Annotated in this window: 10 protein-coding genes; 4 read left to right on the top strand and 6 right to left on the bottom strand. The window is 68.9% G+C overall.

Features of this window, described 5'->3' with window-relative positions:
- The first annotated feature begins 66 nt into the window (after positions 1-66).
- Complete coding sequence (locus G5V65_RS17255; protein ID WP_165052520.1) at positions 67-960, top strand: LysR substrate-binding domain-containing protein; 894 nt, start codon at positions 67-69, stop codon at positions 958-960.
- A gap of 13 nt (positions 961-973) precedes the next feature.
- On the opposite strand, the gene pcaF is transcribed toward G5V65_RS17255, so the two are convergent.
- From pcaF to G5V65_RS17230, 5 genes are read right to left on the bottom strand one after another with little or no spacing between them, the layout of a single operon-like run.
- Entirely contained in the window at positions 974-2,179 is a 1,206-nt protein-coding gene (pcaF, locus tag G5V65_RS17250) for a 3-oxoadipyl-CoA thiolase (RefSeq protein ID WP_165052518.1), read from the bottom strand.
- 13 nt (positions 2,180-2,192) lie between these two features.
- Entirely contained in the window at positions 2,193-3,155 is a 963-nt protein-coding gene (locus tag G5V65_RS17245) for an aminotransferase class IV (RefSeq protein WP_165052516.1), read from the bottom strand.
- 14 nt (positions 3,156-3,169) lie between these two features.
- Positions 3,170-4,414 carry an aminotransferase class III-fold pyridoxal phosphate-dependent enzyme gene (locus G5V65_RS17240; RefSeq protein ID WP_165052514.1) on the bottom strand — a complete coding sequence of 415 codons (1,245 nt, stop codon included), beginning with the start codon at positions 4,412-4,414 and terminating at the stop codon, positions 3,170-3,172.
- A gap of 55 nt (positions 4,415-4,469) precedes the next feature.
- On the bottom strand, positions 4,470-6,068 hold the full coding sequence (locus G5V65_RS17235) for an ABC transporter substrate-binding protein (RefSeq protein ID WP_165052512.1): 1,599 nt from the start codon (positions 6,066-6,068) through the stop codon (positions 4,470-4,472).
- A gap of 42 nt (positions 6,069-6,110) precedes the next feature.
- Positions 6,111-8,285, bottom strand: a complete 2,175-nt coding sequence (locus G5V65_RS17230) for an alpha-ketoacid dehydrogenase subunit alpha/beta (RefSeq protein ID WP_165052510.1) — start codon at positions 8,283-8,285, stop codon at positions 6,111-6,113.
- A 168-nt stretch (positions 8,286-8,453) separates the two neighbouring features.
- Between G5V65_RS17230 and G5V65_RS17225 the strand changes: the two genes are divergently transcribed.
- Genes G5V65_RS17225 through G5V65_RS17215 form a run of 3 tightly spaced genes read left to right on the top strand, consistent with a single transcriptional unit; the run spans position 8,454 to position 11,500 of the window.
- Positions 8,454-9,596, top strand: coding sequence for an acyl-CoA dehydrogenase family protein (locus tag G5V65_RS17225; protein WP_165052508.1), 1,143 nt, complete (start codon positions 8,454-8,456; stop codon positions 9,594-9,596).
- A 3-nt stretch (positions 9,597-9,599) separates the two neighbouring features.
- A complete protein-coding gene (locus G5V65_RS17220) occupies positions 9,600-10,859 on the top strand; it encodes a four-carbon acid sugar kinase family protein (RefSeq protein WP_206526855.1) in 1,260 nt (419 codons plus the stop codon).
- Complete coding sequence (locus G5V65_RS17215; protein WP_165052505.1) at positions 10,856-11,500, top strand: class II aldolase/adducin family protein; 645 nt, start codon at positions 10,856-10,858, stop codon at positions 11,498-11,500. Before G5V65_RS17220 ends, G5V65_RS17215 begins: the two co-directional genes overlap by 4 nt.
- Before the next feature lie 34 nt (positions 11,501-11,534).
- Here the strand turns inward: G5V65_RS17215 and G5V65_RS17210 are convergent, their stop codons facing one another.
- Entirely contained in the window at positions 11,535-12,830 is a 1,296-nt protein-coding gene (locus G5V65_RS17210) for an acetoin dehydrogenase dihydrolipoyllysine-residue acetyltransferase subunit (RefSeq protein WP_165052503.1), read from the bottom strand.
- Between the last annotated feature and the right edge of the window lie 4 nt (positions 12,831-12,834).

Raw genomic sequence — 12,834 nt, 5'->3', positions numbered from 1 at the left:
TTGTGTGGCGCAAAGGTTTGTGACTGAATAGCGAAATATACTGCATCTGTTTTGAGGAAAGCGCACATGATCCCGACGCGGCGGCATCTGCCTGGGATTTCCGGCCTGCTGGCGCTGGAGGCGGTGGAGCGCCTGGGCACGGCGACGGCGGCGGCGGCGGAGTTGAACCTGACGCCGGGCGCGATCAGCCGGGCCCTGCAGGAGGCGGAGGGGCAGTTGGGCGTGGCCCTGCTGATCCGCGACCGGCAGCGGTTGCGGCTGACGCCTGCCGCGCGGGATTACGTGGCCGAGGTTCGCCGGGCGCTGGGCCTGTTGGGGCAGGCGGCGCTGCGGCTGCGTGCGGGGGGCGGGGGCAGGAGCCTGTCGCTGGCGATCCTGCCGGCCTTCGGGATGCATTGGCTGGCGCCCCGGCTGGCGGATTTCCGGGCCTGCCATCCTGAGGTGGCCTTGACGCTGACAACGCGGCTCAGGCCCTTCGACATGGAGGCCGAGGGGGTGGATGCGGCGATCCATTACGGGCGGGCCGACTGGCCGGGGGCCGATCACCTGCTGCTGATGGAGGAAGAGGTGCAGGCGGTCTGCGCGCCGGGCCTGTTGCCTGCGCCGCTGGCGGGGCCGGAGGCGCTGTTGTCGCTGCCGCTGTTGCAGATCGAAAGCCGTCGGGGCGACTGGGGGCGCTGGTTTGCGGGGCAGGGGCTGGCCGGGCAGCGGCCGGGGGGGATGATGTTCGACCAGTTCGCCACGATGCAGCAGGCGGCGGTGCATGGGCTGGGGGTGGCGCTGCTGCCGCGGTTCCTGATCGAGGCGGATCTGGCGGCGGGGCGGCTGGTGACCGCCTGGGGCGGGGCGGTGCGATCTGCGGCGAGCTATTGGCTGGTCTGGCCGCGCGGCCTGCCGCAGCGCCCGGCGCTGGCGGCCTTTCACGGCTGGATTGCGGGCCAGGTGGGGGCGGAGCGGTAGGGGGAGGGGGTGATCAGGGGCGTTCCAGCGCGATGGCGATGCCCTGGCCCACGCCGATGCACATGGTGGCAAGCGCGCGGCGGCGGCCGGTGAGGGCCAGTTCGAGGGCCGCCGTGCCGGTGAGGCGCGCGCCGGACATGCCGAGGGGGTGGCCCAGCGCGATGGCCCCGCCATTGGGGTTCACGCGGGGGTCATCGTCCTTGATGCCCAATTGGCGGAGCGTGGCGATGCCCTGGGCGGCGAAGGCCTCGTTCAACTCGATCACGTCGAAATCGGATGGGGTGAGGTTGAGGCGGGCCATGAGTTTCTGGCTGGCGGGGGCGGGGCCGATGCCCATGATGCGGGGCGGCACGCCGGCGGTGGCCCCGCCGAGGATGCGGGCTATGGGGGTCAGGCCGTGCTGCTTTATCGCCGTTTCGGAGGCGATGAGGAGGGCCGCCGCGCCGTCGTTCACGCCCGAGGCGTTGCCTGCGGTGACCGAGCCGTCGGGGAAGAGGGGTTTGAGTTTGGCCAGCGCCTCCATCGTGGTGGTGCGGGGGTGTTCGTCGCGGTCGATGGTGAGGGGGTCGCCCCTGCGCTGCGGGATCGTGACGGGGGTGATTTCGCGGGCAAGGCGGCCATTGGACTGGGCGGCGGCGGCCTTGGATTGAGAGGCGAGCGCCATGGCATCCTGTGCGTCGCGGCTGATGCCGTAGTCATCGGCGACGTTCTGGCCGGTCTGGGGCATGGAGTCGGTGCCGTAGGCCTTGTCCATGGCGGGGTTGATGAAGCGCCAGCCGATGGTGGTGTCGTATATTTCGGCGTTGCGGGAGAAGGCGCTGTCGGCCTTGGGGATGACGAAGGGGGCGCGGGACATGGATTCGACGCCGCCTGCGATCATCAGATCGGCCTCGCCCGCCGCGATGGCGCGGGCGGCGGTGAGGATCGCGTCCATGCCGGACCCGCAGAGGCGGTTGATCGTGGTGCCGGTGACGGCGACGGGAAGCCCTGCCAGCAGGGCGGACATGCGGGCGACGTTGCGGTTGTCCTCGCCCGCCTGATTGGCGCAGCCGAGGATGACGTCATCGACGGCGTCCCAGTCCAGGCCCGGGTTGCGGGCCATGAGGGCGCGGAGCGGGATCGCGCCGAGGTCGTCGGGGCGGACGGCAGCAAGCGCGCCGCCGAAGCGGCCGATGGGGGTGCGGATATAGTCGCAGAGATAGGCCGCCCGGGTCGCCATGCCGTGCCCCCGGTCAGCGGTAGTTGATCGGGAAGCTGAATTCCGGGTCGGAATGCGCGTCCCAATAGGCCTGCCAGAGGGCCTTTGTCACGGGGCCGACCTCGCCATTGCCGACGGGCGCGCCGTCCAGCAGGGTGATCGGCATGACGCCACCTGCCGTGGTGACGAACAGGATCTCGTCGCTGTCATAGGCGAGCGATACGGGGATGTCGTCGATCGTCCAGGCATGGCCGAGCCGTTCGGCCAGGGTGAGGACGGTCTTGCGGGTGACGCCTTCGAGGACGCCGCGGCGCGGGGTGTAGAGGTGGCCGTCCTTGACCAGCACGACGTTGAAGCCCGAGCCTTCGGTCAGGTTGCCGTCGCCATCGGAGAGGATGGGATACATCGCCCCGCGGTCGCGGGCTTCGAAGATCGCGCGGGTGAAATCGCCCCATTGCAGGTTCTTCACCGTAGGGTCGATGGCACCGGGCGGGACGCGGCGCACGCCGCGGGCGATGACGGCGGAACCGCCGGTCTTCTGCACCTCTTCGCCCATGACCCAGAGATAGGGCGTGACCATCAGATAGCAGTGGTTGGGGCAATCCTCGGGCGCGTATTGGCGCACGTAGCGCAGGCCGCGGGTCATGAACATCATCACATAGGCATCGCGGATGCCGCTGAGGGACGTCATCTCCACCAGACGGTCGCGGATTTCCTGGCGCGGGATCGGGCTGGTCATGCGCAGCTTCTTCATGCTGGCCTCGAACCGGTCGAGGTGATCGTCGAGCCGGAAGAAGCGGCCATCCCAGACGGCGGGGACGTCATAGGTGAGATCGGATTTCAGGAAGCCCTGGTCGAGAAGCGGGATGCGCGCCTCGGCGACAGGGACGTAATCGCCGCCGACCCAGGCGATGCCCTGGGCGAAGGGGTTGGTGCTTGCCGCGAGTTCGGCGCAGCGACGCCGGTAGGCGGGGAAGATGTGATCCGTGTAGGACATGGGATTTCCTGTGGTCAGGCGGGCCGGAGGCCCGCGGCGGCGATGTCGGCGAAGGCGCGGTCGACGGCTTCGACGGCGCGGTCGATATCCGCCGGGCCATGCGCCGCGCAGAGGAACATGTTGTGCCTTGGATGCAGGTAGACGCCGTGGCGCAGGGCCGCGAGGCAGAGCGCGTTGCCGATGGCCAGATCCCTGTCGCCATCGACAAGAACCATGGGCATCTGCACGGGGCCGGTCTGGCGCAGGCGGTAGCCGTGGCGGGAGGCCGCCTCGTCGAGGCCCTTCCTCAGGCGGTTGCCCATCGCCTCGGTATGGGCGAGGGCGTCGGTGTCGCGCAGGATGCGGATGGTGGCGAGGCCCGCTGCCATGGCGGCAGCGCCATACCAGAAGGAGCCGGTGGTGAAGATGCTTTCGGCCCCGGCGCGGGCGCGGTCGGCGCCTGCGATGGCGGCCAGCGGCCAGCCATTGGCGATGGCCTTGGAATAGGCGGCGAGGTCGGGTTTCACGCCATGGCGCGCCCAGCTGCCGCGCAGATCGAGCCGGAAGCCCGCCCGCACGTCATCGCAGATCAGCATCGCGCCGGTCCTGTCGCAATGGGCGCGGGCGGCTTGCAGGAAGGCGGTTGTCGGAAGCTCTTGATCGCGGGCCACGTCATGGCGGAAGGCGGTCAGGATGATGGCGGCCAGATCGTCGCCCGCCTGGGCGACGGCGGCATCGAGGCTGGCGGCATCGCCCCAGTCGAAGGGGATCAGATGGGCGCGGTCTTCGGCGGTGACGCCCACGACAGAGGGCGAACACCAGGGCACCGCGCCGTGATAGGCGCCGCGGGCATGGATGATCTTGCGGCGGCCGGTTCCGGCGCGGGCGATGGTGATGCAGGCGGTGGTGGCATCGGTGCCGTTCTTCTGGAACAGGCACCAGTCGGCATGATCGAGGGTGGCGGTCAGTTCCTCGGCCAGTTCGACCAGCGTCTCGGTCGGGCCATTGCCGGAATCCACCACCCGCAACTGGGCGAGGGCGGCGGCATCGACGGCCTCGTGGTGGTAGCCCAGGACATTCGGGCCCCAGGCGCACATGAAATCTATGTATTCGTTCCCGTCGGCATCCCAGACGCGGCAGCCATCGGCGCGGGAGAAGAATTGCGGATAGCCCGGCGCGATGGAGCGGGTGGCCATATGGCCCCACATGCCGTTGGGGATGACCCGGCGCGCCCTGTCCTGAAGGGCGATGTCGCGGGAATTTGCAAGGGTCGCTGTCATGATCGGGCTTTCCGGTTGGGGGCGGGGGCACGCCAGCGTGCCCCCGCCGAAGGCATCAGTTGGTGATTTCCGCAAGCGGCAGGTTGCAGCAGGCGCTGTAGCGCACGCCCTTCACATTCGGCCCATAGGCGAGGATCAGATCGGGGCTGACCATCGGAATGATGATCTTGTTGTTGATCATCTCTTGCGCGGCCTCGTTCCAGAGGGCGTTGGCCTCTTCCACGGTGGAGGCGGCGAGGGCTGCGGTCTTCAACTCACCGGGGCGGGGGTTGATGATGCCCGGCACGGTGTCGCCGCCCGCGCGATTGGCCCAGACCGAGCCTTCCTGCATCCCGAAGACATCGACATATTGCGAGGTGCCGTAGAAATCGGGGGCGAAGAAGACGGCGGTCAGCGGGATGTGATCGCCATTCGCGGCCTCGCGCCAGTTGGCGAAGGGGACGGGCTGCAGTTCCAGCGTGACGCCGACCTTGGAGAGATCCTGCTGGATCTTCTGCATCATCAGGTTGAAGTCCACCCCGTAGACATTCATGTCGGGATAGATCGTCTGCAGGGTGAAGCCGTCGGGATGGCCGGCGGCTGCGAGCATCTCCTTGGCCTTGTCGGGATTGTATTCCGGCACCGCGTGCCCGTCGCCGCCGGGGAAGCCCAGCGGGATGGGCGCGGCCAGCGGCCGGCCGGCCCCGCCCAGCGTGAAGTCGATCAGCGAGGTGCGGTCGATGGCGATGGAGATCGCCTCGCGCACTTCGGGGGTCATGTCGATGGGGGTGGCCTTGGCCCCCGGCGACAGGGCGATGTAGACGAAGTTGTAGGAGGGCACCCGTTCCACGATGGCGGGCGAGCCTTCCAGCGACTTGGCGGTTTCCGGGTCGATCTGCATGGCGATGTCGACATCGCCCGATTGCAGCATCTGGGCCTGGGCCACGGCATCCTTGACCTGGCGGAAGATCACCTCGGGCAGGGCAGGCTTGGTGCGCCAGTAATTCTCGTTCCGGGTCAGGCGCAGTTCGGAATTGGGTTCATAGGTGGTCAGAACGAAAGGCCCGCTGCCGACCGAGTTCGACAGGAACCAGGTTTCCGAGGTGTCTGCCTCGGCGGCGGTTTCATCGGCCACGGCGCCATTGGCCATGGCGACATCGCTGTTGATCACGCCAAGAAAGCCCGCCGCCGCCTGGTTGAGGAATTCGGAATTGGACGAGGCCAGCTTGACCACGACGGTCTGCGCGTCGGGCGTGTCGATGGCGGTGATCGGATCGGCGAGGAAGGCCGCGTTGCCCTTGAGGTTCTTCAGCCGTTCGAAGGACCATTTGACATCCTTCGATTCCACCGGCGAGCCGTCGGAGAATTTCGCCGCCGCATCGAGGGTGAAGGTGAATTCGGTCTGATCCGCATTGGCCGACCAGCTTGTCGCCAGAAGCGGCTGGATCTTGTTGTCCTTGTCCAGCGTGACAAGCTGTTCATAGACCGAGGTGTTGTAGATCTGGCAGGTGTCGCACCAGGCACGGTGCGGATCGAGCGCGTTGACATCCATGTCGCGGGCGATCACGAGCGCCTTTTCCTGCGCGGAAGCCTGCGGCACGTAAAGGCCGTAGGCCGCCGCCGCGACCGCAAGCGACAGAACCATCGCCTTGGGTCTGAACCCCTTGAGTGTCATTTGTCCGTCCTCCTTGTTGGTGGACCGGGACCGGTCCGTCTTCTAGTTGCCGGTGATGCGCAGGAGCGCATCGCGGATATCCGCCACCGAAGCGAGGGCAGCGCGATTGAGGACTGCCGAGACGGTGGGCGCGGCAAGGCCGCCCGTCACGCGCAGGATTTCGTGGTCGAGGCTGTCGAAGAAGCGGCTCTGGATGCCATCGGCCCAGAGGGCGCCCATCGACATGCTGCGGGCCGTCTGTTCGGCGATGATGACGCGGCCCGTGCGGTCGATGGAGGCGCCGATCGTTTCCCAGTCGATGCCGTGGTGATCGAGGTTGCGCAGGTCGATCACCTCGGCGTCGATGCCGGTATCAGAGGCGGCCTTCACGGCGTTCTCGACCATGACGGAGGTGGCAAGCACGGTGCAGGCGGTGCCGGGGCGCACCACATGGGCGCGTCCGAAGGGGATGATGAAATCGCGGTCGCCCGCGGGGACGTCGAATTCGCGCTGGTAAAGTTCGGTATGTTCGATGACCAGAACCGGATCGTCGCAGCGGAGCGCGGCGTTCATCAGGCCGATGTAATCATGCGCCGTGGCGGGGCTGACGATGCGCCAGCCGGGAAAGAGGGCGAAGAGGGCCGAGGGATCGGCGGAATGCTGGGAGCCGTAGCCGGTATGGGGCGAGACGCGCACCCGCATGACGAGCGGCACGGGAAAGCCCGAGCCGAACATGTGGCGGACCTTGCCCAGGCCATGGGCGATCTGGTCGGCGGCGGTGAAGCAGAAATCGCCGAACATGATTTCCACCACCGGGCGCAGGCCGTTGAGCGCGGCGCCGAGGGCGACGCCGGTAAAGCCGTTCTCGGCGATGGGCATGGGCAGCACGCGGCCCGGCCAGCGTTCCAGCGCGCCCTTGGTGAAGCCCGAGACACCGCCGCGCATCTGGTGGACATCTTCGCCCATCACGATGATGCGGGGGTCGCGTTCCATGGCGGCGGCCAGCGTTTCAGAGGCGGCGGTGACGAATTTCACCCGCTCGGTCTGCGTGGTGGCGAGGGCGTCGTGATCCATCACGCGGGCATCGGCCAGTTCCGACAGATCGCCGAGGATGCCGTCGTCGCGGCTGGCCGGATCGGGCCAGAGCCGTTCGGGGATGCGCAGGGCATTGCCGCCGGGGATGGTTTCGGTCAGTTGCGCGGCGGCGGCGGCGACGCGGCCGGTGACGCAAGCGTCGATGCGGGCGAGGTCTTCGGTGCCCGCGATGCCCATCTCGCGCAGGCGGGCGGCGGCGGTGGTGACCGGATCGCGGGCCAGCCATTCCTCTTCCTCGGCCGGGGCGCGGTAACCGAAATCGCTGCCCTTGCGGCTGCCGGACTGGTGGAAATGGCGGTAGAGCAGCGCCTCGACCACGACCGGGCCGCCTTCGGTTGCGATGATGCGGCGGGCCTCGGCCATGGCGCGGTGGACGGCGACGACATCCATGCCGTCCACCTCTATCGCCGGAATGGCGAACATCGCCCCGCGCGAGGTGATGCGGGTTTCGCGGGTGATCTCGTTCAGGCGGGTCGAGACGCCGTAGAGGTTGTTTTCAATGAAGAAGATCGTGGGGGTGCGCTGGGCGGCGGCGATGTTCATCGCCTCGTATGTCGCGCCGTTCTGGGCGGCGCCGTCGCCGAAGAAGGCGACCGAGACGTGATCGCGGCCCAGCATTTTGTCGGCGAGCGCATAGCCCACGGCATGGGGCGGGTTGCCGCCCACGATGGCCGAGGTGCCCATGATGCCTGCCGCGGCGTTGCGCATGTGCATGGAGCCGCCCCGCCCGCCGCAATAGCCGGGGGTGAGGCCCATGATTTCGGCCATGAAGCGGAAGATCGCCTCGTCCATGGCGGGGGTGAAATCGTCGTTCAGGATGTCGAATTCCGGGGGGGTGACGGCGCTGACCAGTTTCAGCAGGACCTGATGATGGGCGCGGTGGGTGCCGTTCAGGCGATCTTCGGGGCCGAGGACCGAGATCGCGCCGACGGCGCCCGCCTCTTGCCCGATGCTGGCATGGGCGGGGCCGTGGATGAGGCCCGCCTTTTCCAGTTCCAGCAACTTTTCCTCGAACCGCCGGATCAGCAGCATCTGGGCATACCAGTGCAGCAGATCCGTCGGCTTTTCCGCCTGCCAGTCGGCCATGTCCACATCGAGGCGGAACCATGGGGCCGAGGGCTGGAGAGGGGTCCGTTGCGGCATGTCCGGTCCTTTGATGATCCGCGTTTCCAGGCGGCTGGAGGGCGGGTTCTGCTTTTGTGGAAATTAATTCCGTTTTCTCTTGAAACGAACACTAAGCCGTGCCAGCCTTTCCGTGCAACAGAAATCTTGGTGCCGGGGTCGGCCCGGTGGGAAAGGGCAGGGGCCGCGATGATCCGGGACGCCGAAATCCTTGGCGGGCTTGTGGAAACGGTCCGGCGGTTCGTCCGCGAGAGGCTGGTTCCCGCCGAAGCGCTGGTTGAGGAAACCAACGCCATTCCGCCCGCCATCATCGACGAGATGCGCGCGCTGGGCCTGTTCGGCCTGTCGATTCCCGAAGCCTATGGCGGCCTTGGCCTGACCATGGAGGAAGAGGTGATGGTGGCCCTGGAACTGGGCTATACATCGGCGGCCTTCCGGTCGGTGATCGGGACGAATAACGGGATCGGGTCGCAGGGCATCATCGTGGACGGGACCGAGGCGCAGAAGGCGCATTGGTTGCCGCGCATGGCCTCGGGCGAGGTGATCGGGTCCTTTGCCCTGACCGAGCCGGATGTGGGATCGGATGCGGGATCCGTCAGGACGACGGCGCGGCGCGAGGGGGATCACTACATCCTGAACGGCACGAAACGCTATATCACCAATGCGCCGGTGGCGGATGTCTTTACCCTGATGGCGCGGACGGGCGAGGCCGGGCCGGGGGGCGTGACGGCCTTTCTGGTGGCTGCCGACAGTCCGGGGCTGAGCCTTGGGCCGCCGGACCGAAAGATGGGGCAGCGCGGGACGAAGACCTGCGACGTGATCCTGCGGGAGTGCCGCGTGCCTGCCGATGCCGTGATCGGCGGGGTGGAGGGGCAGGGGTTCAAGACCGCGATGAAGGTGCTGAACCGGGGGCGGCTGCATATCGCGGCGGTCTGTGTCGGGCAGGCGCAGCGGCTGTGCGACGAGGCGGTGGGCTTTGCAAGAAGCCGGGTGCAGTTCGGCAAGCCCATTGCGGAGCATCAGCTGGTGCAGGCCATGCTGGCCGATTGCGCCACGGAAACCTATGCGGGGCTGTGCATGGTGACGGATGCGGCGCGGCGGTTCGATGCGGGCGAGCGGATCGTGCAGCAGGCGGCCAGTTGCAAGCTGTTCTGTTCGGAAATGGCGGGGCGCGTGGCTGACCGCGCGCTGCAGGTTCATGGCGGTGCGGGCTACATGCAGGACTATCCGGTGGAACACTTCTATCGCGACGTGCGGCTGTTCCGGCTGTATGAGGGGACATCGCAGATCCAGCAGATCATCATCGCGCGCGAAATGTGCGCCCAGAGGTGAACCTTGGCCCGGACCCCCGCCATCGGCATCATCGCGGATGACTTCACCGGAGCGGTGATGGTGGCGGGCATGCTGGAAGGGGGCGGGGTGTCCTGCCCGGTGCTGTTCCGGCCGGAGGCCGGGGCGGGCGACGGGGCCGGTGCGCTGATCGCGGCGGCGCGCAGCCGGACGGTGCCGCCGGCCGTGGCGCTGGACGAGATCGCGCTGTGGCATGACAGGCTGGTGGCGGCCGGTTGTGCGCGGATTGCCTACAAGGCCTGTGCCAGTTTCGATTCCACCGCCCAAGGCAATATCGGCCCCGCGGCGGATCTGCTGGCGGAACGGGCGGGGCGCCGCCCGGTTCTGATGAGCGCGGGATTTCCGCGCTTTGGCGCGACGGTGCATCAGGGATATCTGTTCTATCGCCAGCGGCTTGTGTCGGATTCGATCAAGCGGCTGGATCCGCTGACCCCGATGGAAGACCCCGATCTGGTGCGCCATCTGGGCCGCCAGACCCCGCATCGGGTGGGGCTCGTGGGGCATCTGGTGCTGCGGCGGGGGGTGGTTGCGGCGGAAGAGGCGCTGTCGGCGCTGGCGGCAGAGGGCGTGGGGCATGTGCTGCTGGATGCGTCCGATGACGGGGATGTCGCGGTGTCGGCCGATCTGGCCGCGGGGCGCGACCTGCCGGTGGTGGCGAGCGATCCCTTGATCGTGGAGCTTGCCTTGCGCCTTTGCCCGAAGGGAACGGCAGAGGCCCCGGCGGCGCCACCGCATGGGCCGGTGGCGGTGCTGGCGGGCAGCACGGGGCCGGTGGTCATGGCCCAGCTTGCGGCGCTGGCGCATCCCGTCCTGACGCTGGACCTGCTGGCGGAGGGGGATCCCGCTGCGCTGGTGGCGCGGGCGCTGGACTGGGCGGCGGGGCAGGGCGGTTCCTTTGCCATCTCGACCGCGACGGATGCGGCGGGGCTGGCGCTGAGTCAGGGCGCGCTTGGCGCGGCGGGGGCGGCGCGGCGGGCGGAAGAGGTGCTGGGGCAGGTGGCGCGCGGGCTGCATGGGCGGGGCCTGCGGCGCTTTGCCGTGGCGGGGGGCGAAACCTCGGGCGCGGTGGTGGCGGCGATCGGGCTGGGATCGGCGCGGGCCTTGCCGGAGGGGCCGCTCGGGCTGGGGGAATGTCTGGGGCAGGCGGGGGGTGGGCCGGTCTGGCTGTTCCTGAAGCCCGGGAAACTGGGCGGGGAAGACGCCTTGTTGCGGGCGATCTGCCATGGCGAGGGACGGGCGAGATGACGGAAGAGGCGGCGCGGGCAGCGCTGGTCAGGGCGGCGCGGGAGACGGTCAGGCTGGGGCTGAACAGCGGGACGGCGGGCAATCTGAGCCTGCGGCACGGGGAGGGGATGCTGATCACGCCGACGGGAATTGCGCCGGAACGGATGACGGAAGCGCAGATCGTGCGGGTCGGGGCGGACGGGGAATGGAGCGGGGACTGGCGGCCTTCGTCGGAATGGGCGATCCATGCCCGGCTCTATGCCGCGCGGCCCGATGCGGCGGCGGTGGTGCATGCCCATCCCGATCATTGCGTGGCCCTGTCCTGCCTGCGGCAGGCGATCCCGCCCTTTCATTACATGGTGGCGGGGTTCGGGGGCGGCACGGTGCCCTGCGCGCCCTATGCCTGTTTCGGCAGCCCGGAGCTTGCCAAAGTGGTGGCGGCCACGCTGGTGGCCCCGCTGACCGCCTGCCTGATGGCCAATCACGGCATGGTCGCGCTGGGGGCGGATCTGGATGCCACGCTGGCGCGGGCGGTGAAGCTGGAGACGCTGGCGCGGCAGTATCTGCTGGCGAAGGCGGGCGGGGAGCCCGCGCTTCTGACAGAGGAAGAGATGGCCGAAGTGGCCGCGCGCTACACGAGCTATGGCAGGCAGCCGGGCTGAGGCACCCCGGTCAGGCCGCGAGTCGGGTCGCGCGTCAGGACGCGCTGCGCCAGACCTCGGTCAGGATGCGCAGGGCAAGATCGGGATGTTCCAGATGCGGCAGGTGTCCGCAGGCCTCGACCGCGTGCAGGGCGACGGGGGCGGGCAGGTCGCGCGTCGTGGCGAAGGGAAGGATGCGGTCCTGCCTGCCGAAGACGATGCGGGCCGGGATGCGCAGGCGCGCCAGATCGGACCGGACGGATAGTGCTTGCGTGCCATCGGGGAAGAAACGGTCGGCAAAGGCCGCCATGGCGGCGGTGAGCGCCTCGTCCTGGCGCTGGGCGGCGACGGCCTTGACGAAGGCATCGGAAATCACGGCGGGGTCATGCACCAGGCGTTCCAGCCAGGGGCGGAGGCTGGCCGCAGTCCGGGCGCGCAGGATGCCGCGGGTGAAGGCGTCGTCGATTTCGGGGCCAAGCCCGGCAGGCGCAAAGAGGCAGAGGCCCCGCAGATCGGCGACGCCGCGCGCGGCGAGGCGGGCGGCGATGGCGGCACCGAAGGAATGGCCTGCCAGAAGGATGGGGCCGGGGGCGTGGCGGGCGAGGCTGCGTTCGACCATAGCGCAAAGCGCATCGGCATCCGGGGGAACCGCGCGGGGCGAGGCGCCGTGGGCGGGCAGATCGAGTGCCAGCACGGGAAAGGCGGGGCGGGCGCCCGCGAACAGGCCGCGCCAGTTGTTCAGATCGGCGCTGTAGCCATGCAGCAGGACGACCGGCATCCCTTCGCCACGCCGCAGCCAGAGGGCGTTCAGATCGCCATCCGAGCCGGGGGCGGGCGATGTGGTGGGCGTTGCCGCCAGCGCGGAGAGGCGCGCCATGACATCGGATTTCTGGACACGGCCGCGCGGCCCGGTGCCGGAAAGACCTGCCAGATCGAGGCCGGTTTCCCGCGCGATGCGGCGGGCGAGCGGGGTGGGATTGGGCAGGCGCGCGCCTTCGGCGCGGGGCGGGGCGGCGGAGAGGGGACCGCGCGCCGCGCTGGCCTGCAGGGCGGGTTCCGGGGCCTGTGCGGGGGCAGGTTTCGGGGCGGCCTGAGGCGGTGTCACGGCGACCTCGTCATCCGCGGTGATGCGGGCGACTTCGGCACCCACATCGACCTCGGCCCCTTCCGGGGCGAGGTGATGCAGGCGGCCGGGGGCGGGGGCCTCGACCTCGACCGCGGCCTTGTCGTTGTCGATCTCGAAGATCACCTGCCCGGCGGTCACCATCGCGCCGTCCTCGACCAGCCAGCGCGCGATCCGACCCGTCTGCAGTTCCAGGCTGACCTTGGGGTAGAGGACGGGTGTGGGCATGGCG

It is taken from the genome of Paragemmobacter kunshanensis (assembly GCF_011059185.1).
Taxonomy (GTDB): Bacteria; Pseudomonadota; Alphaproteobacteria; order Rhodobacterales; family Rhodobacteraceae; genus Paragemmobacter; species Paragemmobacter kunshanensis.
Note: the sequence above shows the minus strand (reverse complement) of the source record. Positions and strands in the feature narration are given on the sequence as shown.

Coding starts and splice junctions, on each gene's coding strand:
- G5V65_RS17255 (WP_165052520.1), top strand. CDS start 67: ATGATCCCGACGCGGCGGCATCTGCCTGGGATTTCCGGCCTGCTGGCG.
- G5V65_RS17245 (WP_165052516.1), bottom strand. CDS start 3,155: ATGTCCTACACGGATCACATCTTCCCCGCCTACCGGCGTCGCTGCGCC.
- pcaF (WP_165052518.1), bottom strand. CDS start 2,179: ATGGCGACCCGGGCGGCCTATCTCTGCGACTATATCCGCACCCCCATC.
- G5V65_RS17225 (WP_165052508.1), top strand. CDS start 8,454: ATGATCCGGGACGCCGAAATCCTTGGCGGGCTTGTGGAAACGGTCCGG.
- G5V65_RS17230 (WP_165052510.1), bottom strand. CDS start 8,285: ATGCCGCAACGGACCCCTCTCCAGCCCTCGGCCCCATGGTTCCGCCTC.
- G5V65_RS17240 (WP_165052514.1), bottom strand. CDS start 4,414: ATGACAGCGACCCTTGCAAATTCCCGCGACATCGCCCTTCAGGACAGG.
- G5V65_RS17210 (WP_165052503.1), bottom strand. CDS start 12,830: ATGCCCACACCCGTCCTCTACCCCAAGGTCAGCCTGGAACTGCAGACG.
- G5V65_RS17215 (WP_165052505.1), top strand. CDS start 10,856: ATGACGGAAGAGGCGGCGCGGGCAGCGCTGGTCAGGGCGGCGCGGGAG.
- G5V65_RS17235 (WP_165052512.1), bottom strand. CDS start 6,068: ATGACACTCAAGGGGTTCAGACCCAAGGCGATGGTTCTGTCGCTTGCG.